At 36.0% G+C, this 23,851-nt stretch carries 29 protein-coding genes; 18 read left to right on the top strand and 11 right to left on the bottom strand.

Annotation, left to right across the window (positions count from 1 at the left end):
* Positions 1–25: 25 nt before the first annotated feature.
* From EL260_RS01200 to EL260_RS01190, 3 genes are all read right to left on the bottom strand, one after another.
* Positions 26–847 carry a helix-turn-helix domain-containing protein gene (locus tag EL260_RS01200; RefSeq protein WP_123858475.1) on the bottom strand — a complete coding sequence of 274 codons (822 nt, stop codon included), beginning with the start codon at positions 845–847 and terminating at the stop codon, positions 26–28.
* Positions 848–935: 88 nt separating this feature from the next.
* On the bottom strand, positions 936–1,997 hold the full coding sequence (gene thiL / locus EL260_RS01195) for a thiamine-phosphate kinase (RefSeq protein ID WP_123858474.1): 1,062 nt from the start codon (positions 1,995–1,997) through the stop codon (positions 936–938).
* Positions 1,998–2,088: 91 nt separating this feature from the next.
* On the bottom strand, positions 2,089–2,583 hold the full coding sequence (locus EL260_RS01190; RefSeq protein ID WP_123858473.1) for an acyl-CoA thioesterase: 495 nt from the start codon (positions 2,581–2,583) through the stop codon (positions 2,089–2,091).
* A 115-nt stretch (positions 2,584–2,698) separates the two neighbouring features.
* Between EL260_RS01190 and EL260_RS01185 the strand changes: the two genes are divergently transcribed.
* From EL260_RS01185 to EL260_RS01170, 4 genes are read left to right on the top strand one after another with little or no spacing between them, the layout of a single operon-like run.
* Complete coding sequence (locus EL260_RS01185; protein ID WP_123858472.1) at positions 2,699–3,901, top strand: BaiN/RdsA family NAD(P)/FAD-dependent oxidoreductase; 1,203 nt, start codon at positions 2,699–2,701, stop codon at positions 3,899–3,901.
* A 29-nt stretch (positions 3,902–3,930) separates the two neighbouring features.
* Positions 3,931–4,323, top strand: coding sequence for an energy transducer TonB (locus EL260_RS01180; protein WP_123858471.1), 393 nt, complete (start codon positions 3,931–3,933; stop codon positions 4,321–4,323).
* 9 nt (positions 4,324–4,332) lie between these two features.
* Positions 4,333–4,968 carry a DUF2306 domain-containing protein gene (locus tag EL260_RS01175; protein WP_123858470.1) on the top strand — a complete coding sequence of 212 codons (636 nt, stop codon included), beginning with the start codon at positions 4,333–4,335 and terminating at the stop codon, positions 4,966–4,968.
* Positions 4,965–5,882 carry a YARHG domain-containing protein gene (locus EL260_RS01170; RefSeq protein ID WP_123858469.1) on the top strand — a complete coding sequence of 306 codons (918 nt, stop codon included), beginning with the start codon at positions 4,965–4,967 and terminating at the stop codon, positions 5,880–5,882. The genes EL260_RS01175 and EL260_RS01170 overlap by 4 nt, the downstream gene beginning before the upstream one ends.
* A 34-nt stretch (positions 5,883–5,916) precedes the next feature.
* Here EL260_RS01170 and EL260_RS01165 read toward each other — a convergent pair whose 3' ends face one another.
* The 3 genes from EL260_RS01165 to EL260_RS01155 form a co-directional block, all read right to left on the bottom strand.
* Positions 5,917–6,291, bottom strand: coding sequence for a ribosomal maturation YjgA family protein (locus EL260_RS01165; RefSeq protein ID WP_123858468.1), 375 nt, complete (start codon positions 6,289–6,291; stop codon positions 5,917–5,919).
* Between the two features lie 77 nt (positions 6,292–6,368).
* A complete protein-coding gene (locus tag EL260_RS01160) occupies positions 6,369–7,025 on the bottom strand; it encodes a thioredoxin family protein (protein WP_123858467.1) in 657 nt (218 codons plus the stop codon).
* A 10-nt stretch (positions 7,026–7,035) separates the two neighbouring features.
* The gene (locus tag EL260_RS01155) at positions 7,036–7,524 is read right to left on the bottom strand and encodes a TlpA family protein disulfide reductase (RefSeq protein WP_123858466.1); all 489 of its coding nucleotides are present in this window, start codon (positions 7,522–7,524) and stop codon (positions 7,036–7,038) included.
* A gap of 195 nt (positions 7,525–7,719) precedes the next feature.
* On the opposite strand from EL260_RS01155, the gene EL260_RS25415 reads away from it, so the two are divergent.
* Both EL260_RS25415 and EL260_RS01150 read left to right on the top strand, forming a co-directional pair.
* Complete coding sequence (locus EL260_RS25415; protein ID WP_164466587.1) at positions 7,720–7,881, top strand: hypothetical protein; 162 nt, start codon at positions 7,720–7,722, stop codon at positions 7,879–7,881.
* A gap of 30 nt (positions 7,882–7,911) precedes the next feature.
* Positions 7,912–8,076 (top strand): bacteriocin, encoded by a 165-nt coding sequence (locus EL260_RS01150; protein ID WP_123858465.1) that lies wholly within the window; start codon positions 7,912–7,914, stop codon positions 8,074–8,076.
* A gap of 35 nt (positions 8,077–8,111) precedes the next feature.
* Here the strand turns inward: EL260_RS01150 and mutS are convergent, their stop codons facing one another.
* Positions 8,112–10,700, bottom strand: a complete 2,589-nt coding sequence (mutS, locus tag EL260_RS01145; protein ID WP_123858464.1) for a DNA mismatch repair protein MutS — start codon at positions 10,698–10,700, stop codon at positions 8,112–8,114.
* A gap of 122 nt (positions 10,701–10,822) precedes the next feature.
* On the opposite strand from mutS, the gene EL260_RS01140 reads away from it, so the two are divergent.
* Positions 10,823–11,353 carry a GNAT family N-acetyltransferase gene (locus EL260_RS01140; protein ID WP_123858463.1) on the top strand — a complete coding sequence of 177 codons (531 nt, stop codon included), beginning with the start codon at positions 10,823–10,825 and terminating at the stop codon, positions 11,351–11,353.
* Positions 11,354–11,584: 231 nt separating this feature from the next.
* Here the strand turns inward: EL260_RS01140 and EL260_RS01135 are convergent, their stop codons facing one another.
* Positions 11,585–12,463, bottom strand: a complete 879-nt coding sequence (locus tag EL260_RS01135; protein ID WP_123858462.1) for a cupin-like domain-containing protein — start codon at positions 12,461–12,463, stop codon at positions 11,585–11,587.
* A gap of 244 nt (positions 12,464–12,707) precedes the next feature.
* Between EL260_RS01135 and EL260_RS01130 the strand changes: the two genes are divergently transcribed.
* Positions 12,708–13,604, top strand: coding sequence for a bestrophin family protein (locus tag EL260_RS01130; protein ID WP_228445261.1), 897 nt, complete (start codon positions 12,708–12,710; stop codon positions 13,602–13,604).
* Positions 13,605–13,615: 11 nt separating this feature from the next.
* Here EL260_RS01130 and EL260_RS01125 read toward each other — a convergent pair whose 3' ends face one another.
* Positions 13,616–14,215 (bottom strand): hypothetical protein, encoded by a 600-nt coding sequence (locus tag EL260_RS01125; RefSeq protein WP_123858461.1) that lies wholly within the window; start codon positions 14,213–14,215, stop codon positions 13,616–13,618.
* 55 nt (positions 14,216–14,270) lie between these two features.
* On the opposite strand from EL260_RS01125, the gene EL260_RS01120 reads away from it, so the two are divergent.
* The 10 genes from EL260_RS01120 (at position 14,271) to EL260_RS01070 (ending at position 22,484) form a co-directional block, all read left to right on the top strand.
* On the top strand, positions 14,271–14,891 hold the full coding sequence (locus EL260_RS01120; RefSeq protein ID WP_123858460.1) for a toxin-antitoxin system YwqK family antitoxin: 621 nt from the start codon (positions 14,271–14,273) through the stop codon (positions 14,889–14,891).
* Between the two features lie 5 nt (positions 14,892–14,896).
* Positions 14,897–15,427, top strand: a complete 531-nt coding sequence (locus EL260_RS01115; RefSeq protein WP_123858459.1) for an RNA methyltransferase — start codon at positions 14,897–14,899, stop codon at positions 15,425–15,427.
* A gap of 187 nt (positions 15,428–15,614) precedes the next feature.
* On the top strand, positions 15,615–16,268 hold the full coding sequence (locus tag EL260_RS01110) for a CBS domain-containing protein (RefSeq protein ID WP_123858458.1): 654 nt from the start codon (positions 15,615–15,617) through the stop codon (positions 16,266–16,268).
* Position 16,269: 1 nt separating this feature from the next.
* Positions 16,270–17,136, top strand: a complete 867-nt coding sequence (locus tag EL260_RS01105; protein ID WP_068941078.1) for an NAD kinase — start codon at positions 16,270–16,272, stop codon at positions 17,134–17,136.
* 69 nt (positions 17,137–17,205) lie between these two features.
* Positions 17,206–18,276: a class II fructose-bisphosphate aldolase gene (gene fbaA / locus EL260_RS01100; protein ID WP_123858457.1), complete on the top strand. Its 1,071-nt coding sequence runs from the start codon at positions 17,206–17,208 to the stop codon at positions 18,274–18,276.
* 90 nt (positions 18,277–18,366) lie between these two features.
* On the top strand, positions 18,367–19,221 hold the full coding sequence (gene accD, locus EL260_RS01095) for an acetyl-CoA carboxylase, carboxyltransferase subunit beta (protein WP_123858456.1): 855 nt from the start codon (positions 18,367–18,369) through the stop codon (positions 19,219–19,221).
* A gap of 55 nt (positions 19,222–19,276) precedes the next feature.
* Positions 19,277–19,786, top strand: coding sequence for a DUF6973 domain-containing protein (locus EL260_RS01090; protein WP_123858455.1), 510 nt, complete (start codon positions 19,277–19,279; stop codon positions 19,784–19,786).
* Positions 19,787–20,244: 458 nt separating this feature from the next.
* Positions 20,245–21,648 (top strand): nucleoside recognition domain-containing protein, encoded by a 1,404-nt coding sequence (locus EL260_RS01080; RefSeq protein ID WP_123858453.1) that lies wholly within the window; start codon positions 20,245–20,247, stop codon positions 21,646–21,648.
* Positions 21,649–21,697: 49 nt separating this feature from the next.
* Positions 21,698–21,967 carry a four helix bundle protein gene (locus tag EL260_RS01075; protein WP_228445259.1) on the top strand — a complete coding sequence of 90 codons (270 nt, stop codon included), beginning with the start codon at positions 21,698–21,700 and terminating at the stop codon, positions 21,965–21,967.
* Positions 21,968–22,091: 124 nt separating this feature from the next.
* A complete protein-coding gene (locus tag EL260_RS01070) occupies positions 22,092–22,484 on the top strand; it encodes a hypothetical protein (RefSeq protein WP_123858452.1) in 393 nt (130 codons plus the stop codon).
* Positions 22,485–22,499: 15 nt separating this feature from the next.
* Here EL260_RS01070 and EL260_RS01065 read toward each other — a convergent pair whose 3' ends face one another.
* Entirely contained in the window at positions 22,500–23,390 is an 891-nt protein-coding gene (locus EL260_RS01065) for a ferric siderophore ABC transporter substrate-binding protein (RefSeq protein WP_123858451.1), read from the bottom strand.
* A 22-nt stretch (positions 23,391–23,412) separates the two neighbouring features.
* Positions 23,413–23,811 (bottom strand): ExbD/TolR family protein, encoded by a 399-nt coding sequence (locus tag EL260_RS01060; protein ID WP_068941092.1) that lies wholly within the window; start codon positions 23,809–23,811, stop codon positions 23,413–23,415.
* Between the last annotated feature and the right edge of the window lie 40 nt (positions 23,812–23,851).

The raw sequence follows: 23,851 nt of genomic DNA, 5'->3' as shown, positions 1-23,851 counted from the left end.
TTATCAAAATTGTAAATACTGAAGATTATCTTTTTTCATTATTCTTAAAATTTTCAGGGTTTTGACCGGTATGTTTCTTAAAAAACCTTGAAAAATATGAAGCATCGTTAAAACCAAGTTTAAAAGCAATCTCCTTCACAGTAAGTGCTCCAAAACTGAGTTCTCTTTTGGCTTCCAGAATAAGGCGTTGAGCAATCATTCTCTTTACCGTTGTTCCCCTTAAAACACGCACAATATCATTAAGGTGATGGGAGCTTATCTTCAATTTTTCAGCATAGAAATTTGTTTCTTTGTGCTCTATATAATGTTTCTCAATGAATCCTATCAGGTCTTGAATACGCTGACGGTCATTCAATAAAGGTTCCTGAGATTTAATTTGTTCCCCAATGATGATACAAAACGCTTTCAGATAGGCCTTTAAAAGTTCTGTCCTTGAAGTGCCTCTATATTCCTGTTCTATCAATGATAGGATTGTACTGCACGTTTTCTCATTTTTAGGATCTAAAAAAAACGGAAGCACTCCTCCGGTAAGTACAGATTCAATATCACAGGCTTCGTTGAAGATTTCACGGCTTATCGCCATGGCATATCCTTCCTCTCCTTCTATTTTCATATTGAAAGCCTGTCCTGGTGCAATAATACAGATCTGATTGTTTTCAAGTGTATAGCTTTCAAAATCCAGTTCTAAACAACTATTTTCATACACTTCTCTGAACCAGATAATTTCAAAAAAATTATGCCGGTGAACATCATGAAAATTCTCTGGCCCAGCCGCACTCAAAGTACTCATCTGAAATTTTTCAGAAGTCAGATGATGCATTGGTATTTCTTTTTCTGGTATAATCATCAATGTATTTTTTAATCGTTACGCTATAAACAAAAACCACAGCAAAAAAAGTGCTGCGGTTTTCTACAATATTTAAAATTAAATAATTTTATCCGTTCTGGTTTCCTAAAAAGGCATCCCATCCCTGAGCAGTAAGAGCGACCAATTGGTTTGACCCTCTTGCTACCATAAAGTTCCCTTCTTCTTTTTCAACAGCATGTCCTATGATGGTAAAATCAGGATGATTTCTAATTTTATCAAAATCGTCTGGTGAAATTGTGAATAGTAATTCATAATCTTCACCGCCGCTTAATGCCGTCATTACAGGATTTAAGTTCATTTCGTCTGCGGTAGAGATGGTAAGGTTATCCAACGGCACCTTTTCTTCATACAGCCTGAATCCTACTTTAGACTGATCGGAAAGATGAAGGATTTCAGAAGCTAAACCGTCTGAAATATCAATCATGGAAGTCGGTTTAATATCCAACTCTTCCAGAATTGCTTTAACATCTGTTCTTGCCTCAGGTTTCAATTGTCTTTCCAGGATATAATCATACCCTTCCATTTCCGGCTGCATATTCGGGTCTGCAAGGTAAACAGCATGTTCTCTTTCCAGAATTTGCAGTCCCATATAAGCTCCTCCTAAGTCTCCTGTTACCACAAGAAGATCATTAGGTTTTGCTCCACTTCTCTTCACGATATTTTCATCCGCTTCAATTCCTACTGCTGTAATGCTCATTACCAATCCAGAGTTGGAACTTGTGGTATCTCCACCAATCAGGTCTACTTTATATCTTGCACACGCAGCCTGAATTCCTGCATAGATTTCTTCCAAAGCCTCTACCGGAAAACGGTTGGAAACTGCTAAAGAAACCAAAATCTGTGTAGGAACCGCATTCATAGCTGCAATATCACTCAGATTTACAACTACTGCTTTATAACCTAAATGCTTTAATGGAACATACCCTAAATTAAAATGCACGCCTTCCGCCAGAACATCCGTAGTAAGAACTACTTTTTTATTATCTGGGTTAATCACTGCTGCATCATCTCCTACTCCAAGCTCCGAAGATTCATTGGATAGAGGAAAATGCTCCGTCAAATGCTTAATAAGACCGAATTCTCCTAATTTAGAAATGGGCGTCAGCTCCTGGGATTTATCTTCAAACATAAAATTTCTTTTTTGTACAATGTTCACGGCAAAATGGTATAAAGCTTTGGAAGTCTGTTATACCATTGAACTCTGAACTTTAAACGTTGAATTACTTTGTAAATTCTGCCGGATCAACATTGTGTGGATGAAAAGGAAACTTTTTAAAGTCTTCTTTTGATAGCACCACAGTTTCCGGCGTTTTGTATTTATTCATTGCTTCCACCACATCATCTGGTGGTGTTGTCATTTTTCTTAACATCATATCGATCCAAACTCCCGTAGCTTCGGCAGTAGCACAGTGTGCCCCATCCGGAGTGTAGAATTTATGAACGAAACGATAGATAGCAGAATCATCTGAACATCCATCTATTTCTACGCTTACCATAACTATCTGATCAGCATAGATCTCCTTGAAGAAAGAATATCTTTCGTGCAGGATAACAGGACCGATTCCCCATCTGCTTAATTGGGTAACCCCCATTTTCTCTTTGGTCATAAAAGCCATCCTGGCTTGCGCACAATATTGTACATATGATGAATTGGCTAAGTGCTTGTTGGCATCAAGGTCGCTCCAACGCACTTCAAATTTATGGTAGAAAATCATACTGAAATCGTTTTGGGTATAATAAAAAATTATAATCTTCAAAAATACTCAAATAAGATGGTTTATAAAAATTGTACTTTTGAAAAAATAATCTTCAGCATAGGATTACCCATACATGAAACAGATCATTATTATCGGAGGTGGTGCTGCAGGCTTTTTCTGCGCATCCAACCTTGACGAAAAGAAATATAAAATTACGATTTTAGAACAGAACTCAGATGTCCTTCAGAAAGTTAAAATTTCCGGAGGTGGACGCTGTAATGTTACCCACGCCTGCTTTGATCCAAGAGAACTGGTACAGTTCTATCCTCGTGGAAACAAGGAATTATTGAGCGTTTTCACCAAATTTCAACCGGGAGACACCATGGAATGGTTCGATCAGCGTAATGTTCCGTTGAAAATAGAAAATGACAACAGAACCTTCCCTGAAAGCAACTCTTCACAAACCATCATCAATACTTTTCTGAATGAAGTTCAGAAGAAAAATGGAGTTGTACAAACAAAATGTACGGTAAAAGAGATTGAGAAGCAGGATGAAAAATATCTTGTAAAAACCAATTCAGGAGATTTTGAGGCAGATTATATCGTATATACTACCGGAAGTTCACCCAAATCTTTAAAAATTGTAGAAAATCTGGGCCATAAAATCGTAGACCTTGTCCCTTCTCTTTTTACTTTTAATATTAAGGATGAACTTTTAAAAGATCTTCCGGGAACAAGCTTTGAAAACGCAGGAATTTCTATTCCTAAACTGAAAACCGATGAAAGCGGACCTCTATTGATTACCCATTGGGGACTTTCAGGACCTGCTGTTCTGAAGATTTCGGCCTGGGAAGCTATAAGTCTCGCAAAACTTAAGTACAATTTTGAAATTGAAGTAAATTTCGCTTCGATAGATATAACTGATGCTGAGGAAATGTTCCATAACTTTAAACAGAGCAATCCTAAAAAAACCATCGGACAATCGAAGATTTTTGATATTACGAACAGATTCTGGCAGAAAATTCTGGATATTTCAAAGGTAGACCTCAATAAACAGGTAGCTAATATTTCCGGAAAGGAAATGCAAAAAATCCTTGAAAATCTATGTAAGAAAAAGTTTCAGGTAACCGGGAAATCAACATTTAAAGACGAATTTGTAACGGCAGGAGGTGTTGATTTAAAGGAGATTAACTTTAAAAACATGTCTTCAAAACTTCTTCCTAATTTTTATATTGCCGGAGAGGTATTGAATATAGATGCCGTAACCGGAGGATTCAATTTCCAGGCATGCTGGAGTGAAGGCTGGTTGATTGCACAGGATTTAAATTCCCTATAAAAAATCACTAAAAATAAGGATAACGACACATGAAAAAATTAATATTTCTATTATTTACGTTTGGGTTCACATTGTTTTTTTCTCAGGCAAAACAGGACCCGGCAGAATCCCCTGTAAAAGATTACACCAATAAAGCAGATATAAGACCTGAATTTCCAGGAGGAATTGCTGTATTCAAAACACTCATTATGAGTAAATTAAATTTTAGTACCATTACAGACTCAGCAAACTCAGAGGTACGGTTTCTAATTGATTCCAAGGGAGAACTGAGCTCTGTGACAGCGAACGGAGAGCAGGAAAGCTTTAATAAAGAATTGATACGGGTCATCAATACCATAAACAAAAAATGGGAGCCCGCAGTTTATAAAAACAAACCTGTAGACTATTGGTATACCCTTCCAATGTCGATAGATTTTGATTAAAATATGGGTATGCTTTCAGCCAAAAGAAATATCACTTTTTTCAAAATCCTGCTCATCATAGGATTTATATATTTCTTTTGGCTGATGGTTATGATTACTCTGGAATATATTCCTTTGAATCCTAACGTTAGCTTCCTGATGATTAAACAAACTGAAGTGGAGCACAGGCCGGAATATCTTTATTTTTTCTACGCTCATGTATACACCAGCATTTTTGTACTTCTTTCAGGGTTTCTTGCAATACTCCGAAAAGATTTCAGGCTAAAAAATTTCCACAGAAATATAGGAAAGCTCTATATTCTTCTTATATTGTTTTTGGCTGCCCCTTCCGGAATTTATATGGGGTTTTTTGCCAATGGAGGGCTTTTTTCAAGGATTTCATTCGTTATACTGGGCTTTTTATGGTGGTTTTCTACCTTCAAAGCTTATCAGCTGGCCAGACAGAAAAGGTTTAAAGAACACAAGCAATGGATGTGGCGGAGCTTTGCTTTTACATTATCAGCCATCACATTACGGATGTGGAAAGTTATTATCGTATATTTATTTCATCCCAATCCTATGGATGTTTACCAAATCATTGCATGGCTGGGCTGGATTCCAAATATCCTTTTCATTGAATATTTAATCACAAAAAAACAGATATGAAAATTTTAAATTACACCTTTATTTCTCTTCTTGCAGCAGCGCTTATTAGCTGTAAAAAAGATGGAAAAACGAATGAATCCAACAAAGATTCTCTAACAGCAAAAAAAGACTCTGTCATTATTCCTGAAGTTCATAAAGAATATTACGGGATTTACACCGGCGATTTTGCAGGAATGGAAAAAATGGTTGACGATGTAGATGGCTCTGAATATAATGAGAGCGTCTACAAAAAAATTTCTCTAAAAATCAACAGGATTACCAAAGACAGTGTGTATGGACAAAGCATTGTGAATGGAAACCAACGCCCTGTAAGAGGAGTTTTTAATGAAACGTCAAAATCTTTTGTACTGGATGAGCCGGGTAATGATAAAACAGATGGCAGATTTGAGGTAAAACTGAGTGGAGACAGCTTAACGGGAAAATGGAATGCCTTCAACACAAAAGGAGTAAAAGCCCCTCTGAAATCACTCAAACTCATTAAAAAGGAATTTGTTTATAACCCCAATTTTATGCTTGATCCGGAGTCCAATCTGGTAGACTGGAATAATCCTAAGTCTTTTGTTGAGAAGTACACAGATAGTGATGGGAAAACCGAAAGCTATACAACATCAAAAAATCGGGTAGCTTCTGATGCCGTCTTTAAGCTGAATGCCTCTAAACAAAAACTCAATGAAAAAGACCTTAAAAACTTAAGAAAACTGGATCTGGAGATTATCAAGAACTCCGTATTTGCAAGACATGGGTATTCCTTTAAAAAAGAAACTTACAGGGATTTCTTTGAACAGACCAATTGGTATATTCCGGTTTCCAATAATGTAGATAACGAGCTTTCCCCTATGGAAAAAGACAATGTGGCACTCCTGAACAAATTTATTAAATATGCTGAAGATAAATATGACAGCTTTGGAAGATAGAAAAAACTAGGAGTTTGAAGGTGAGATTAAGTTTTCATTTTTTTGTCAGCTTTACAAACACATAGAGGAATACACAGCCTGCGACATAACACAGAATATCAATCCAGGAAAAAGAATTTCCAATCACAATATACATCAGGCTTCCAGGACGGAAGCCTAGTTTTTCCGCAATATTGAAATATTGGGCAAACTCTACAAAGCAGGAAAAAATTAAAACCCCGAGAATAAGTTTTTCATTATTAACCCTGAAAAAGCTTTTCACCAAAGTATAAAGAAGTATGACAACAATGACATCTCCAAGATAAGCTCTTACAAAGAAAATATCCTTTAATTTTGTTGCGATAAGTACCTCAACAAGGAAAATAAAAACGGAGATAATGAGATATTTCAGGCTAAATTGGAATTTCATGTGTATGTTTTATTAAAAGTTAGGACATAAAAAATCGGCATTCATTAAAAACACCGATTTTTATTCTAACAAATATATTATTTCTTTACCTTGATTGTACAGCCGATAGCAACCGTTTTTGTCATTTTTACTGGTTCACTTTTTATTAGAGCATTTACCGCGTCCTGAGCATAGTATTCTGATACATCATTAGGATTATCATAATTGTTATCAATAGCGCCTATATATTTTACAATATTCTTCCCGTTTTCCTTCTGTAGTATAAAAACATGCGGAGTTTTGGTAGCTCCATACTGCGGATAGATCTTCTGCCCTTCGTCCACCAGATATGGAAAAGTAAATCCTTTCTGTTTCGCTCTATCGATCATCTGCTTGTAGCCGTCTTCAGGCTGTACATTTGGATCATTTGGATTGATTGCTATGACCGGATATCCCTGATCTTTATATTTCTTATCAAGCTCAATGATTCTGTCTTCATACTTCTTGGCATACGGACAATGGTTACAGGTAAAAATAACAATGAACCCCTTGGCTGTTTTAAAATCACTCAGGGAAACCATTTTTCCATCAATATTTTTAAGCTTAAAGTCAGTAGCCTCATCTCCCACTTCGTAGCCTTTTACAGCTGAAATACTTTCTTTTTGAGGTTTATTTTTATCGTGATTCATTGTTGTAAAGCTTAATAAGCCTAATCCAGCGATAAAAGCTGCCATTAAAATTTTCAGATTTTTCATAATCAATTATTTATTGTAGGTTTTCAGTAATTGTTTTCCCAAGATCCTCTTTACTCATTTCTCCGTCATTGAAATATACTTTTTCTCCGTTTTTATAAAAAATTGTTACAGGAATATTTCCATCCCACTTTTTTTCAAATCTTGGAATCCAGGTATTCATTCTTTTAATATCATCTAAAAGCACAACTTCAGCGGTCAGATTTTTGTTTTTAATGAATTTTAAAACCCTTTCTTTATCTACCAGCCTGTCTAATGAAACCAGAATCATCTTAAACTTAGAATTACCGGCATATTGATTATTGATTTCCATAAAATGAGGAAGCTCTTTCACACAAGGAGCACAGGTGGTTGCCCAAAAATTAACAATCAAAAGGTTATCTTTTTCCAATTGGATTTTCTTTTCCAGATCTTCGTATTTCAAAACAGAAATTTCCGTCTGTTGAGCTTTACAAATTGTACAAAACAGAAAGATTATCAGGATTTTTAATACATTCTTCATGTTCAAATTTAATAAAATAATGTAAATCAAATATGCACAAAACAAAATTACTTCAAAACAGATTCTTTTCATTTATGAAATACACAAAATAACTTAATTATCTCTTTTTTAATACCTTATACTCTATATTTTCTCACAATCAATAGAATTATTTGAATAATTTTGTATATTTGAATACAATCAAAACAAATTATTATGAAAAAATCAACCGTTCAAAAAAAGAAGCTTACTAAAAGAGAAATGAAATCAATTAACGGAGCAGGGCCAATCTGCCCGTTGGTATTAAGCTGTACTGACAGAAATACAGGAGAAGAATTATATGGAGTTTATGGCATTCAGGATGGACCTTGCTGCTAGTTACAGATTAATAATACCCAATTAAAAGATATGAAAAATTCATTCACTCAAAAAAAGAAGCTTACCAAAGCTGAGCTTAAAGAAATCAGCGGTGGTGCTAAGGCCAACTGTGCAGAAGATCTATGCAAACTCAGAGGAGTAAGCAGTCATTTTATGATTATCGGTCCTAGAGGTAAAGACGGATACTGCTGTTAATCAATTTTAAATATTAAAAATAAAAAATGATTGGATTATCCTCCAATCATTTTTTTTATGGCGTTGAGCTTCATTAAAGCTTCAATCGGTGTCAAAGTATTGATATCTATCTTCGTAAGCTCTTCCCGAATATTCTCCAGAACCGGATCATCCAGCTGGAAGAAAGAAAGCTGCATATTTTCTTCGGTTACCCTTTTGATATTTTCTGAAGATCCCCCTTCCTGGCTTCTACTCGCCTCAAGGGTTTTAAGAATTTCATTCGCTCTGTTTACTACTTTGGCAGGCATCCCGGCTAATTTAGCCACATGAATACCGAAACTGTGCTCACTGCCTCCTGGAATCAATTTTCTCATGAAGATAATGTTCCCTTTGTTTTCCTGAATAGAAACGTGGAAATTTTTTACTCTTTCAAAATTCACAGTCATCTCATTCAGTTCATGGTAATGAGTCGCAAATAAAGTTTTAGCCTGTGTAACATGTTGATGAAGATACTCCGCAATAGCCCATGCAATGGAAACCCCGTCATACGTAGACGTTCCACGCCCAATTTCATCCAAAAGGATAAGACTTCGTTCTGATATATTATTCAAGATATTGGCTGCTTCATTCATTTCCACCATGAAAGTAGATTCTCCTGCAGAAATATTATCTGTAGCTCCTACTCTTGTAAATATCTTGTCCAGCAGCCCGATTTCCGCATGTTTAGCAGGTACAAAACTTCCAATCTGAGCCAAAAGACATACAATAGCCGTCTGACGCAAAATTGCAGATTTACCAGCCATGTTAGGACCTGTAACCATAATAATCTGCTGGGAATCTTTATCCAGAAAGATATCGTTCGGAATATATTTTTCTCCTAACGGAAGCGCATTTTCAATGATCGGGTGCCTTGCTTCTTTCAAATCAATAGCATAGCCGTCATTTAGGATAGGCTTAGTATAGCTTTCTGACACCGCTAATTCAGATAATCCTGCAGCAACATCAATCTGGGCAATAATACTGGAGTTTCCTTGAATCTGATCAATATACACCATAGTTTCAGCACATACATTTCTGTACAGCTGGCTTTCCAAAGCGCCTATTTTTTCTTCAGCACCCAGAATCTGGCTTTCATATTCCTTTAACTCTTCGGTGATGTATCGTTCCGCATTCACAAGGGTTTGTTTTCTCACCCAGTCATCCGGAACTTTGTCTTTATGAGTATTCCGGACTTCAATATAATATCCGAAAACATTATTAAAATCAATTTTAAGGCTTGTAATACCTGTTCTTTCAATCTCTCTCTGGCACATTTCATCCAGAAATCCACGTCCTTTGCTCTGAAGATTTCTCAATCTGTCAAGTTCTTCAGAAACCCCATCTTTTACTACATTTCCTTTAGCAATACTTACCGGAAGCTCTTCATTCAAACGACTTTGCAGCAATTTGATCAATTCTTCAAGATCAAACAGAGGCTCTAACCATGCCAGTACATCTGCGTGAGGATGCAATAATGCTTTGATTTTATGAATATTGATTAAACTTTGACGCAGATGTCCTAATTCCCTAGGCGAAATTTTCTCTGCCGCCAGTTTCCCCATCAATCGGTCAAGATCGGAAATTGACTTTAATAGCTGCCCTATTTCATATTTAAGATGATCGTTTTCGTTTAAGAAATCAATCAGGGAAAGTCTTCTCGAAATTTCATCAACAGATTTTAAAGGAAGAATAATCCTTCTTCTTAGCAACCTTCCTCCCATTGGGGTTGAGGTTTTATCAATAATATCCAGCAATGATTTCCCTTGTGGGTTGCTTGGATAAACGATTTCCAGGTTTCTTAATGTAAAATTATCCATCATCAGATAATCTTCCTGTGGAATGATCTGAAGTTTGGTGATGTGAGAAAGTAATTTATGGTGAGTGTCTTCTACAAGATAAGCAAAAATAGCTCCTGCTGCGGTAATAGCTAACGGAAGGGTTTCCACTCCAAATCCTTTTAAGGAATTCGTTTTAAAATGATTGGTTAATTTCTCGTAGGCAAAACTGTATTGAAAAGCCCAGTCTTCTAACTTAAAGGCATTTTTATTCTTAATTTGCTCAGGAGTCTGTACACTTCTCTGGAAAATGATTTCACTGGGATCAAAAGTATTGACAATATGCAGTAGCTTTTCAAGATTACCCTCACTTACTAAAAATTCACCCGTAGAGATATCTACTAAAGCAATTCCATATTTTTCCTTTTCTTTATGAAGGGAAAGCAGGAAGTTATTTTTCTTGGAATTTAAAACCTGGTCATTGAAAGTAACCCCTGGGGTTACCAATTCTGTAACTCCCCTTTTTACAATGCCTTTAACCATTTTGGGATCTTCCAGCTGATCGCAGATAGCCACCCTCATTCCGGCTCTTACCAATTTTGGAAGATAAGAATCTATTGAATGGTGAGGAAATCCTGCCAATTCTACACTTCCTTCTCCGTTATTCCTTTTGGTAAGAACAATACCCAGTATCTGAGAGGTCTTCACGGCATCTTGCCCAAAAGTTTCATAAAAATCTCCTACTCTGAAAAGCAAAAGTGCATCCGGGTATTTACCCTTGATGGTATTATATTGAGTCATAAGTGGAGTTTCCTTCTTCGATTTTGCCATAGTAAAAAATGAGCCCCAAATTTAAAAAAATAAATCCAGGGTTACGGAATTGTTTCACGGTTATCCCTGAATAACTTTTCCTTATCAGGAATTAATTGTATTTTCACCATAAAATCACATCCATGGAATTTCCTGTTTTAGAAACTGAAAGACTTGTTTTACGCCAACTTACCCTTGATGATACCCAAGACCTATTCGAATATTTTTCTTTGGAAGAAGTTATGGAGTACTATGATCTTGAAGCCTTCAAATCTATTAAAGATGCTCAGCAAATTATCCAGCATTTCAACAGTGAATTTGAGAAGGAAAAGGGCTATCGTTGGGCTTTACAGCTAAAATCAGATGGTAAAGTAATTGGCACTTGTGGTTATCATAACTGGTACAAAGAACATTTCAAAGCTGAAATTGGATATGAACTCAATCCCCTTTACTGGAGACAGGCTTATATGAAAGAGGCTATTCTTCCTATTCTTACATTCGGTTTTGAAAGTATGAGATTACATCGTGTAGATGCTTTTATTGATCCCGCTAATATTTCTTCCGAAAAGCTTCTAACTTCTGTGAAGTTTCAGGAAGAAGGAACGCTAAGGGATTACTTTTTCGAAAAAGGAAAATTTGTGGATGCTAAAATCTTTGGATTGATTAATGAATAAGGCTGGAAGCCAGAAAGAGGAAGGTATTATTTGTCTGTAAACATCTACTTATCATTCTAAACATCCGTAAGGTTATAAAAGATTCTTCCTTCATCAGAAATTGAAGATTCGGTGTAGCCAATGACAATGATTCACCATTGGATCTAAGAATCAAATACTTTTTATGAAAGGCTTACTCTAACTTTTCGGCAAAAATAACAGCTTCCCATCTCCATCTTCCACCCTTTAAGACTAATTCCCTTTCTGTAAATGTCTTTCCAATGCTTCTGAACTCTTTTTATATGCCCACTTTTGCTTATAATCCACCCATTTTGATTTAAACATCTTGCGCATAATCTTATCTGTATATCTCATAATAAAAACATGATACAGCATATTGGCAAAAACATTCGGTTTATTGGGAAGCGCTCTTAACGATAGTGAAAATCCAGGCTCAAGGTATCGGTTGAAATGCCAGAATGCTCCCGGAATAAAAAGAGCATCACCATGTTCCATAAAGATTTCATATCCTTTCGCGTACTTCAAAGCTGGAAATCTTTCGTAATCAGGATTCTCGTAATCTACCTCATAGATGGTATGAACAGATAATGGAACTTTATATAAAAACGGCGACTGTTTCTGATCGAATAACAAAATTCTCTTTTTCCCTTCAAAATGGATGTGCATAAAGTCCCCCAAATCCACATCATAATGCATCAAAACATGGGCTTCACTTCCTCCAAAGAACAAAGTAGGGAGTCTTTTGAAAAATTTTATTCCAAGATCCGGATAGGTGAAATTTTTAAGCAATTCCGGAAGTTTGTCTGTAATAATATAAAAGAAAATCCTGAGGTCTGAAGGTTTACTTTTTATCGTATCAATATAATCCTTCATTTTCATATTGGCTACCGGAGCATCGGAACTTTTAGCAGCATCAGCAGGTTTATTATCATACAAAGGAACATTCTGATCACCTGCCTTTTCTCGGATATAGGCAAGATTCCATAGGTCAAAGCCCTCCCAACGGCTCGCAAAATTCTTGATTAAAAGAGGTTTCTGCTTTTTGAAATAATTCTTCTGAAAATCTTCTTTACTGATATCATTGACTACATCTACGTTTTTGAGAATCATGCACTTTGTATTTAATATGAATTAAAAATAGTGTTTTTTTGAAAACTGCAAAAATTAAGATAAAAAGGCTGGAAACTGGAAGGAGGGGACGGGAGGTAAATGTTGACTCAAAAAGAATTCGGCTACAATATAATTGACTGAATTAGCCAAAGACATTAAAATGTTCTTTCGCTTCAATTACTTCTTTCTCCAGCTTTAGACTTTCTTACTTTATTAGCAGAGCTCAGATGAAAAATTTATATTTGTGATATTAAGCGATTTTATGAGAGTCTACAACACAAAACATTTCCTTAAAATTCTTTTCAGTTTACACAAAAGTGATACCCTGAAAATTCTTTTTCCAAGTATGATTATGGTTGGATTATATTCCTGGGGAATTCAATATCTGGAAGTGGGATATTTTCATCTTACTGCAAAATCAGGCATCAGTAATGTAGGGATGATTCACTCCCTGCTGGGATTTGTATTGTCTCTTTTACTGGTCTTCAGAACCAATACGGCGTATGACAGATGGTGGGAAGGAAGAAAACTTTGGGGAAAACTGGTGAATGATACCCGAAACTTTGCTATAAAAATCAATACCATCCTTGGAGATAACCGTCAGGATGCAGAACAGGTTTCAAGATATTTAAAATATTTCCCTCACTTTTTAGCCAAACATCTTTCTAAGGAATCTACGCGCCTGGCTTTAGACGAAGATTATTCTGAGATTGAAAAAACGTTGAAAAACCATGGGCCAAGTGAGATTATTATTCTGCTAAGTCATAAACTTAACCAACTCAAGAAAGAAGGTAAGGTTTCAGAAATTGAAATGCTGTATCTGGACACTCAACTGTCAGGATTTCTTGAAGTGTGTGGTGGATGTGAAAGGATTAAAAATACTCCTATTCCCTATTCTTATTCCTCGTTTATTAAAAAATTCATCATCCTATATGTACTTGCTCTTCCTATTGCTTATGTGATTACGATAGGGCTTTTCATGATACCCCTTACTGTTTTCGTCTATTATGTACTGATGAGTCTTGAAATGATTGCTGAAGAGATAGAAGATCCTTTCAACAATGATGAAAATGATATCCCAATGGAGACAATAGCCCAGAATATTGAGAAAAATGTTCATCAGATCATGAGCAAAAAATAAGAAATCAACCTTTAAAGGTTGATTTCTTTGAGTTCTCCGTCTTGTTTAATTTCTACAAACTTACTTTCTCTGTTGGCAGCATCATAACCGTAGAAAAAAGTGGAATAGATTGGCGATGAATACAAATAAGAACCCAATCCATTATAAGTATCCGTTGTTCCGGTCTGTTGTTGATAACTTCCTGTTGCCGTAAAGTTCACAATCGTTTCAAGATAATATTTACCTGGCTTCAGTTTTTCAAATTTAAATCTCCCATGGTCATCCGTTAAAGCTTCTACCCTATATTTAAAAGCCTCTTCAGACATATATACCGTTGTTTTTTTATTTTCATACTTTTTCCTCATATTATAAAACTCTTCAAAATAGGGCGTTACCGGAAAAAGCATGATCACTGTTCCTTTGGGAGCGTAATGTTTCTGTCCCAGCAATGGTTTGATACCCCAATTATTTTTTTGTTTGGTAGAAGCTACTCCCTCAATCGTTGAATTTCCGAAAGCAAGCATATCGCGGGCTAATTTTTTATCAAAGAAAGCTTGTGGATAATAGGTATTTTGTGCCTGTGCTTGTAAAAAAGCAAACATCAATATGAATAAAGTGAATAATTTTTTCATGGGATATTTTTGAATCAAATATAAGTATTTTACTATTTTTGAAATAAAAATAGCTATGAAATACATTTTTCTATTGTTTTTTTCTTTTTCCATCATGGGTCTTGCACAGAAACCTTGTGGATATAAAGACGGATTGCAGGAAGGAAACTGCAAGGAATTCTATGACAACGGACAGGTAAAAAATATAATTGAATGGAAGAAAGGAAAGAAAGAAGGGGATGCTGTTTTTTATCACGATAACGGAAAAGTAAACGCAAAAGGTGAATTCAAAAAAGATTTCAAAGTAAAAGAATGGGTTTATTATGATAAAAATGGAACGCTTACTGCTAAAGAAATATATAGAAATGGAGATAAAAATGTTTATGATAACAGCTTTACCGCTACCTTTTATTCTCCCAAAGGAGTTGTAGAAGAAGTTTCTAATTATAAATTTGCAAAACTGAATGGAGAAACCAAACTTTTTCATGAGGACGGAAAATCCATAAAACAGACCGGATTATATGATAACGGTCTTGCCACCGGAAAATGGAAAGTATTTTATCCATCAGGCAAGCTACAGCGTGAAACAGAATTTGTCAATGATAAATGGAATGGCAACAGAATCCATTACCGTGAAGACGGAAGCATTGAAAAAACAGAGGTCTATAAAGACGGAAAATTAATCTCAACAAAATAAGACAATTGGTACAGAAACTAAAACTGGAGGAACTGAACAGAATAGATGTAGAAACATTTAAGAAAGTTGAAAAAATTCCGTTGGTCGTCATTTTAGATAACATCAGAAGTATGCACAACGTAGGTGCAGCCTTCAGAACGGCAGATGCCTTTTTAATAGAAAGAATAATTCTTTGCGGAATTACCCCACAACCGCCCCATCGTGAAATTCACAAAGCGGCTTTGGGTGCAACAGAAAGTGTGGATTGGTCTCATGAAGAAGACACCAACAACGCTATTGCAGATCTGAAAAGCAAAGGATATCAAATCATAGGAATTGAACAGACTACCGGCAGCCAGATGATTACAGATTTCGTTATTGACAAATCAAAAAAATACGCTTTGATTTTAGGAAATGAAGTGGAAGGAATCAGTGATGAGGTACTCCCTAATGTGGATGTATTTCTAGAAATTCCACAGCTTGGCACCAAGCATTCTCTTAATGTAAGTGTATGTGCTGGAATTGTAATGTGGGAGTTTGCAAAAGCTCTAAAATAAAAAAACTGCATATGTCATTAGTAGACAGTGCAGTTTGAAATAAATCTAATAAAAAGTAAAAATGAAAGGCGACAAAGGTACTTTTTTTTTGTTTACAAACAAATTTTAACGGCATTTTTTTTGTTTTAACTTAAAAAAAATCGTGTTTTCAGAAACAGTTTCGTTTAATTTTTTATAAATTAGCACAATGTTTATCAAGGACTATATCTCAAAAGATTTTCCATGTTTTAGCTTGTCGGACTCTATAGAGTCGGCAAGAAATACATTGGAAGCCTTCGGATATTCTCATATTTTCATCAAAAAATCCCACCACTTTTATGGAGCCCTTGCTAAGGACTTTTTATACGAAGAGGAAGGGGGAACTTTGAAGGATCTTGAGCATCAAATCGAACGATTTGCCATTTTGGATGATAATAATATTATGGACAGTATCCGTCTGTTTTATACGTTTAGCACCAATGTGATTCCGGTAATTAATAAGAGTGAAAAGTATTTGGGTTATATTACCTGTGATGATATTTTTCAGGACCTTTCCCGTTATCCCCTATTTTCAGAATCAGGAGCTATTCTTACGATAGAGACGCCTGCCAGAAAATACTCAATGACGGAAATTGCCAATATTGTGGAAAGCAATAATTCGAAATTTTATGGGGGATTCATTAGCTTTATGTCAGATGAGGTCATTCACATTACCATCAAGATCAGCAATGAAAACTTAGCCTCGATAGACTCAACTTTTGACCGGTACGACTACAGAATTGTTGAAAAATACTATTCTGATGAGAAATCCGATCTGTTTAAAGACCGCTTCGGTTTTTTCCAAAAATTTATAGAAATATAACATGAAGGCAGCCATATATTCTCAGAAAAAAGATCTTGATACTTTTTTATATTTAAGCAAGTTTATCTCTGAACTTGAAACCAGAGGGGTAAAATCTGTTCTGTATGATGAAATGGCTGAAGCACTTCAGTTTTCAAAAATTTTCGAAACGTTCAATAATAAACAGGACCTTTTAGATAAGGAGGTAGATCTTTTCTTTACCTTCGGTGGAGATGGAACCATTGTAAATTCCCTTACATTTATTGAAGATCTTGAGATCCCAGTCGTAGGTGTAAATACCGGAAGATTAGGATTTCTTGCCTTTTTTACCAAAGAAGAGGCCTTTAAAGAACTGGATTCTATCTTAAAAGGAGATGTAAAAACAAGTCGCCGTTCAGTTATTGAAGTAGTTTCTCCCAATCTGGAAGGATCTTTTCCTTATGCCTTAAATGACGTAACTATTTCAAGAAAGGAGACCACCTCCATGATTACGGTAGATTCTTATATTAATAATGAATTTTTAAATGTATTCTGGGGTGACGGCGTAATTATCTCCACTCCTACCGGATCTACAGCTTATTCTTTAAGCTGTGGTGGTCCTATCATCTCTCCGAATAACGAAAACTTCGTCATCACTCCTATTGCCCCTCACAATCTGAATGTGAGACCATTAGTGGTCAATGACAAAGTGGAAATCAAATTCAGAGTAGAAAGCAGAGTACCTCAATATTCATTGTCTTTAGACTCCAGACTGATCCATATTGAAACCGATAAGGAAATCATCATCAGAAAAGCAGACTTTCAGCTTCTTCTGGTACAACCCAACAATTTGAGCTTTTACGAAACCATCCGTCAGAAGCTGCTTTGGGGGCGTGACAAAAGAAATTAATGATTTCTTAAAAATGATTACCTTTACACGAAATTAAGCACCTAATAAATTTATAATAAAAAGTAAAACATGAGCAGAATTTTTCCGGCAGGAGTTGCCACAGGTCAGTTAGTTACTGATATTTTTCAGTATGCTAAAGAAAACAAATTTGCATTACCTGCAGTAAACGTAATTGGATCAAGCAACATAAACGCTACAATGGAAACTGCAGCGAAATTAAACTCTCCTGTAATTATTCAGTTTTCAAACGGTGGAGCGGCTTTCAATGCAGGAAAAGGATTAAGCAATGACGGACAAAAGTCTGCAATCTTAGGAGCTATCGCAGGAGCAAAACATATTCATACTCTTGCAGAAGCTTACGGGGCAACTGTAATTCTTCACACAGACCACTGTGCAAAGAAATTATTGCCTTGGATTGACGGATTAATGGATGCTAACGAAGAATTCTTCAAGCAGACAGGAAAATCTCTTTACTCTTCTCATATGTTAGACCTTTCTGAAGAGCCTTTAGAAGAAAACATTGAAATTTCAGCTCAATATTTCGAAAGAATGGCTAAACTTCAGATGACTCTTGAAGTAGAAATCGGAGTAACCGGAGGTGAAGAAGATGGTGTTGACAACTCAGACGTTGATAACTCTAAATTATATACTCAACCTGAAGATGTAGCTTATACTTATGAAAAATTAAAAGCTATTTCTGACAACTTTACGATTGCGGCTGCATTTGGTAATGTACACGGAGTTTATAAACCAGGAAACGTGGTTCTTACTCCAAAAATCCTTGACAACTCTCAGAAATATGTTCAGGAGAAATTCGGAACTGCTGATAAGCCAATTAACTTTGTATTCCATGGAGGTTCAGGATCTACTTTGGAAGAAATCAGAGAAGCAATCGACTACGGAGTAATCAAAATGAATATCGATACTGACCTTCAGTTTGCATACACAGAAGGAGTTAGAGATTATATGGTAAATAATATTGATTATTTAAGAGCTCAAATCGGGAACCCTAAAGGAGAAGAAAAACCAAATAAAAAATTCTATGACCCAAGAGTTTGGGTAAGAAAAGGTGAGGATACTTTCTCTACAAGATTGGTACAAGCATTTGAAGATTTAAATAACGTAAATACTTTAAAATAAGAACTGTACATTTGTATCAATGTAAAACGTATTCCTGATGAATATAATTACATTGGTACATTTTACATTTATACATTAATACAATTAAAAATGGCATTCGACTGGTTTAAAAGAAAAGCAAAAAACATTACCACCTCTACTGATGAGAAAAAGGACGTTCCCAAAGGTCTATGGCATCAGACTCCATCCGGAAAAGTTGTGGAACATGATGAATTAAAGAGAAATAGTTATGTTTCTCCTGAAGACGGATTTCATGTAAGAATAGGAAGTGCGGAATTTTTTGACATCCTTTTTGACGGTGGTAAATTTACCGAACTGGATGCCAATGTTGAAAGTATTGATATCTTAAACTTCAAGGATACAAAACCTTATAAAGACCGTTTAAAAGAAGTAAAAGCAAAAACAAAACTTACAGATTCTATCAGAAACGCTGTAGGAACTGTAAAAGGAACTGAAATGGTAGTTTCTTGTATGGACTTTGCTTTTATCGGAGGATCTTTAGGTTCTGTAATGGGTGAAAAAATCAGAAGAGCAATAGATTACTGCATCAAGCACAAACTTCCATATATGATTATCTGTCAGTCTGGAGGAGCGAGAATGCAGGAAGCTACTTATTCTTTGATGCAATTGGCGAAAGTACAAGCTAAATTGGCTCAACTTTCAGAAGCTGGTCTTTTATACATCGCTTACCTTTGTGACCCAACTTTTGGTGGAATTACAGCATCTTTCGCGATGACTGCAGATATCATCATGGCCGAACCGGGAGCATTAATCGGTTTTGCAGGCCCAAGAGTAATTCGTGAAACCATTGGTAGAGATTTACCGGAAGGATTCCAGACCTCTGAATTCCTACAGGAAAAAGGATTTGTTGACTTCATTGTAAAAAGAACTGAAATTCAGGACACTGTAGCTAAAACTGTTAATTTATTAGCTGCTAAAGCATAGTTTCTGTAACAAAAACAATACAGTCTCTCTCTAATTAGGGAGAGATTTTTATTTTATGAGGACTTTTAAAATATTTTTCAATACCATCAGGAGTATGAGTTTTAAGAAGATCATCCGTCTCTTATCACTGATTCTCCCCCATCCTCTTTTTGCCATACTCAGCTTTCATGCTACCGTTAAAGCATATACTATTGCACAGACAAAATTTCCTGCTACTGCCTCTAACAATGGGATAGGAAATGCTTTCAGGCATGCGCTCTGGTGCTGTTTCATTATGATGTATTGCAGCAAAATTTCTTCGCCTAAAAAAGCTTTGGATTTCTGTAAAAGAATGACCGATATGCATGAAGAATTATTTCCCAATCAACCTCTGGAAACCAAAATGGATCTTCATAATAACAAGTTCGGAATGGATTATTTTATGGACCTATTGCCAGGAGTCCACCGCCAGTTCTTTGAAAAAAGCTTTTTTATAGACGGATTAGTAAAAAAGATGGATGATGCCAAGGTGTTAAAAAACCTGGATGATGATTTTGAAGGACATCTTGTTTATCTGGAAGAGTAATTTTTAATAAGTATATAAAATTTTATATTGCTCTTATGGGGTAGTCATGATGTTCTGTCATTTTTAATGTAACGAATTCAAATGAAGAATCTAAGGTATCATTGAGATTCTTCCTTTCTCAGAATTACAATGATGGGTGCCTGTTATTTTTATTTCAAACGCTAAAAATGCACAAATAAACAATAAAGCCTTGTGGGTATTTTTCGTTCGCAAGGCCACTTCATTCAGCAATGGACTCTGATAATGATCTCTGCTAAGTGCTAACGCCTCTGCAAACGTAAAATTTACATTTTCAAATAAGGCTTTAGCGAGGATCATATTAAAACACATGATTATCAAACACTTAATAATATCTATAACAAAACTCTCTTACCTTTTTAAAAACTAAGTACTTAATTCTTTTGTGACTTTTGCAGTTTAAAGTATTTTTGATAAGTTTAAACAATTAAATCAATCAAATGGTTCTTAGTAGAATTTGGTCGGCTTTCATTATCATTGCCATTGCCATTGCCAGTATAAAATACATTTCATCAAGCCATTACAAAACCATTTTTAATGATATGGTGGTAGGAAAAGGTGGTGATACAGTAAAGATCGCGACCCAATCTATGAGTACCCTGTCTCCAATTGTGAAAGACAGCCTGATGAAAAAAAATGATTTTGCAGACAGCAGAATTCATTATAAAACAGATTCTTTAAAGCAAAATGTATCCGTTTACCGCGTTCAGGAAGCAGATGGAGTTATTGGAACTTCAGAAACTGCAGTAAAAATATGTTTGGGATTGATTGGAATCATGACCCTTTTTATGGGATTTATGAGTATTGCTGAAAAAGCAGGCGGAATTAATCTTTTAAGCCGATTCATTCAACCTTTTTTCTCTAAATTATTTCCAGATATTCCTAAGAACCACCCGGCATTTGGCCATATGCTGATGAATTTCAGTGCTAATCTTCTGGGGTTGGATAATGCTGCTACTCCATTCGGACTGAAAGCAATGGAAAGTCTACAGACCTTAAATCCCAATAAAGATACTGCCAGTAATTCTCAGATCATGTTCCTGTGTCTTCACGCAGGAGGAATGACCCTTATTCCAGTGTCAATTATTGCCATCAGGGCTTCGATGGGTTCCAAAACCCCTACCGATATTTTCCTGCCCTGTATGATTGCTACTTTTGCAGCCACTCTAGCCGCTATGATTATTGTTTCTTTATACCAAAAGATCAATCTTCTTCGACCGGTAGTTATTGCTTATGTGGGGGGAATTTCAGCGATTATCGGATTATTAGTTGTCTACCTTGTACAATTGAGCAAAGACGAACTTGATGACTTCAGCAAAGTATTAAGCAACGGCCTTATTCTGTTTATTTTCCTTGCGATCGTACTTGGAGCTGTGTATAAAAAGATCAACGTTTTTGATGCCTTTATTGAAGGGGCTAAAGAAGGATTTACCACCTGTGTAAAGATTATTCCTTACCTGGTTGGAATGCTGATCGCTATCTCCTTATTAAGAACTTCCGGAGTTTTCGATGTTCTTATTGACGGCATGAAATGGATCGCCAATGCAGCCAACCTGGATCCGAGATTCGTGGATGGGCTTCCTACAGCATTAATCAAGCCTTTATCAGGTTCCGGAGCCAGGGGAATGATGGTAGACACAATGGCAACTTTTGGAGCAGACAGTTTCCAAGGGAAGTTAGCAGCCGTTCTTCAGGGAAGTTCAGATACTACATTTTACGTAATTGCGGTATACTTTGGTGCCGTAGCTATAAAGAACACGAGATATACGGTAATAGCTATGCTTCTGGCCGATTTGGTAGGTATTATTACCTCTATAGCGCTTGCTTATTTATTCTTTGCTTAATATAGTTGCTGGTTGTCAGTTGCTGGTTCTTACCGTTAAGAAATGATATATGAGCTACAATAAACTTGATATTTATAATATTGCTTTTGAATTGTTTATTGAAACACATCAATTGTCACTTCAACTACCAAAGTATGAACTATATGAACTTGGAAGTCAATTAAGACGCTCAGCAGACTCAGTTGTCACAAATATTGCAGAAGGCTATGGAAGAAATAATTACAAAGGAGACTTTATCAGATTTCTCACTTATTCTCAGGCAAGTTGTGATGAAACGGTATGTCACTTATCAAAAATCACAAGACTTTACCCTGAATAAGCCAAGAATTTAAAGACAAATCTGAACAATATAAACTATTAGGAGGAAAAATAAATAATTTTATAAAATATGTTCAGCTAAGCTGGCGTACATAATCCAATAACTAGCAACTAAATTACCCCTTATGATTACAGATAAAGAATTCACATTAAGACTTATCCGCCAGCTCACTCAGGCATTAGAAAAACTCATACTGGATAAACCAGAAGAAAGTTTACTACAGAAAGAACTGGATTTTGATACTTTGATGCGGGATATTTTTAAGATGAACTTCGCAGAAGTATCTTCAATGACCAAAGAAGAAATGATTGCCCTTGTCAATGAAAGACAGGAAAGAGATCATAAAGATTATTATGAAATGCTTGGAAATCTCTTTTATTTCACAGGCAAACGTGATCAAAATAAAGATTTTCAGGATAAAGCAAAGACATTCTATGAACTATATCTTCAGACCAGTGGAATCTTTGCCCTTCCCGTTATCAACAGAATAAATGAATTAAAAAAAGCACTTGAATAAAGTGCTTTTGTATTTTTAGAATGTTATTTTATAAGTTCCGCTGGAGGATACATTGGCTTTCTCAGCCTTTACATATTTCTTCACCCAGGCAACGGATGTAGACGATACACAAGCATCTGAAATACCTCCTGCCCTTCTTGCAGATACTACATTTCCTGCTTTATCTACCGTATAGGCAATGGTTATAGATCCACTGGCTGTACAACTGTGAGAAGGCTGAGCACCTCCTCTTCCCATGGTTCCGGGAATATATCCTACCAATTTTCTATCGATGCCCACTTTACTGTCCCCATTTCCTTCTCCACCTAGTGGATCTCCTGCATTTCCGGGGCCATTTCCATCTCCCTGTCCTCCAGGCTTCTGTCCTTTTCCTCCAAGAAACTTACCAATGGCTGCATTTCCTTGTCCGTCTCCGTTTCCGGTCTTTGAATTGCCTTTAGCAGCTCCTGATTTTTTAGTATTTTTAGAGGTACTCGTACTTGTTGCTTCCTTTTTCTCAGCCTTTTTAGACTCCTCTTTTTTAGGAACGGTATTCTTTGAATTATTTCCAGTAATAACCTTATCCTTTGCTTCTATTTTCTTGGGTTCAGGTTTTACTACCGGTTCAGGCTTTACTTCTGTTTTTGTTTCAGGAACAGGAACTTCTACAGGTTCCGGTGTTACCACTTCTGTCTCAGCAGCTAAACTTCCCGGTTGTTCTGCAGGTTCTTCAACTCCATTTCCATTTCTGTTGTCTCCGAAGTTCACCAACATTGTTGTAATTACTTCAGGGTCTTTATCCAGTTCAGGCTTTAATTTATAATAAAAAACAAAAAGCAGAATGGCACACCAAATCAGGATAGAAAGTAATGCGCTCTTTATCCGGTCCCGGTTTTCCTCGTTTTTGTTTGTAGTATAGCTTCTCATCTTAAAAAATGATTCTTAGCATTTATTTATCTTTAACGGTGGCAATAGCAATGTTAAATTTATGTTTCTCGGCGATTTCCATTACGAAAACAACATCTTTATGCATCGTATTTTCATCTGCTCTGATCGTAAAAGACTTATTGGTCTGGCTTGTCAATTTATCTACAATAATCTTCTCCAGATCACCTCTGTTCACAGGATTGTCATCTACAAAATAAGCCCCATCCGGTTTAATGCTTACAACTACAGGATTGGGAATATTATCTTCAACAGCTCCGGCTTTCGGCAGATTCACCTCTATAGCACTTTGGTTGGCTGCAGAAGAGGTAATCATAAAGAAAATCAGCATCAACAGGATAACGTCTGTCATCGCTGCTAAACTGAATTCCGGATTCGCTTTATTTCTTCTCTGAATTTTCATCTGTTTATTCTATTATTTTTAAGGGTCAGATGGAATCGCT

The sequence above is a fragment of the Chryseobacterium nakagawai genome (genome assembly GCF_900637665.1).
GTDB classification, from domain to species: Bacteria; Bacteroidota; Bacteroidia; order Flavobacteriales; family Weeksellaceae; genus Chryseobacterium; species Chryseobacterium nakagawai.
The sequence above is the reverse complement of the archived record's forward strand: the minus strand, read 5'-3'. Positions and strand labels throughout refer to the sequence as shown.

Bases quoted from the DNA above. Each gene is read 5' to 3' on its own strand.
- EL260_RS01185 (WP_123858472.1), top strand. From the start codon at position 2,699: ATGAAACAGATCATTATTATCGGAGGTGGTGCTGCAGGCTTTTTCTGC.
- EL260_RS01125 (WP_123858461.1), bottom strand. From the start codon at position 14,215: ATGAAAAAATTATTCACTTTATTCATATTGATGTTTGCTTTTTTACAA.
- EL260_RS01090 (WP_123858455.1), top strand. From the start codon at position 19,277: ATGAGGACTTTTAAAATATTTTTCAATACCATCAGGAGTATGAGTTTT.
- EL260_RS01135 (WP_123858462.1), bottom strand. From the start codon at position 12,463: ATGATTCTCAAAAACGTAGATGTAGTCAATGATATCAGTAAAGAAGAT.
- thiL (WP_123858474.1), bottom strand. From the start codon at position 1,997: ATGTTTGAAGATAAATCCCAGGAGCTGACGCCCATTTCTAAATTAGGA.
- EL260_RS01070 (WP_123858452.1), top strand. From the start codon at position 22,092: ATGATTACAGATAAAGAATTCACATTAAGACTTATCCGCCAGCTCACT.
- mutS (WP_123858464.1), bottom strand. From the start codon at position 10,700: ATGGCAAAATCGAAGAAGGAAACTCCACTTATGACTCAATATAATACC.
- EL260_RS01160 (WP_123858467.1), bottom strand. From the start codon at position 7,025: ATGAAAAATCTGAAAATTTTAATGGCAGCTTTTATCGCTGGATTAGGC.
- EL260_RS01120 (WP_123858460.1), top strand. From the start codon at position 14,271: ATGAAATACATTTTTCTATTGTTTTTTTCTTTTTCCATCATGGGTCTT.
- EL260_RS01150 (WP_123858465.1), top strand. From the start codon at position 7,912: ATGAAAAATTCATTCACTCAAAAAAAGAAGCTTACCAAAGCTGAGCTT.
- EL260_RS01165 (WP_123858468.1), bottom strand. From the start codon at position 6,291: ATGAAATTCCAATTTAGCCTGAAATATCTCATTATCTCCGTTTTTATT.
- EL260_RS01180 (WP_123858471.1), top strand. From the start codon at position 3,931: ATGAAAAAATTAATATTTCTATTATTTACGTTTGGGTTCACATTGTTT.
- EL260_RS01140 (WP_123858463.1), top strand. From the start codon at position 10,823: ATGGAATTTCCTGTTTTAGAAACTGAAAGACTTGTTTTACGCCAACTT.
- EL260_RS01155 (WP_123858466.1), bottom strand. From the start codon at position 7,524: ATGAAGAATGTATTAAAAATCCTGATAATCTTTCTGTTTTGTACAATT.
- EL260_RS01075 (WP_228445259.1), top strand. From the start codon at position 21,698: ATGAGCTACAATAAACTTGATATTTATAATATTGCTTTTGAATTGTTT.
- EL260_RS01200 (WP_123858475.1), bottom strand. From the start codon at position 847: ATGATTATACCAGAAAAAGAAATACCAATGCATCATCTGACTTCTGAA.
- accD (WP_123858456.1), top strand. From the start codon at position 18,367: ATGGCATTCGACTGGTTTAAAAGAAAAGCAAAAAACATTACCACCTCT.
- EL260_RS01190 (WP_123858473.1), bottom strand. From the start codon at position 2,583: ATGATTTTCTACCATAAATTTGAAGTGCGTTGGAGCGACCTTGATGCC.
- EL260_RS01060 (WP_068941092.1), bottom strand. From the start codon at position 23,811: ATGAAAATTCAGAGAAGAAATAAAGCGAATCCGGAATTCAGTTTAGCA.
- EL260_RS01170 (WP_123858469.1), top strand. From the start codon at position 4,965: ATGAAAATTTTAAATTACACCTTTATTTCTCTTCTTGCAGCAGCGCTT.
- EL260_RS01110 (WP_123858458.1), top strand. From the start codon at position 15,615: ATGTTTATCAAGGACTATATCTCAAAAGATTTTCCATGTTTTAGCTTG.
- EL260_RS25415 (WP_164466587.1), top strand. From the start codon at position 7,720: ATGAAAAAATCAACCGTTCAAAAAAAGAAGCTTACTAAAAGAGAAATG.
- EL260_RS01080 (WP_123858453.1), top strand. From the start codon at position 20,245: ATGGTTCTTAGTAGAATTTGGTCGGCTTTCATTATCATTGCCATTGCC.
- EL260_RS01105 (WP_068941078.1), top strand. From the start codon at position 16,270: ATGAAGGCAGCCATATATTCTCAGAAAAAAGATCTTGATACTTTTTTA.
- EL260_RS01065 (WP_123858451.1), bottom strand. From the start codon at position 23,390: ATGAGAAGCTATACTACAAACAAAAACGAGGAAAACCGGGACCGGATA.
- fbaA (WP_123858457.1), top strand. From the start codon at position 17,206: ATGAGCAGAATTTTTCCGGCAGGAGTTGCCACAGGTCAGTTAGTTACT.
- EL260_RS01175 (WP_123858470.1), top strand. From the start codon at position 4,333: ATGCTTTCAGCCAAAAGAAATATCACTTTTTTCAAAATCCTGCTCATC.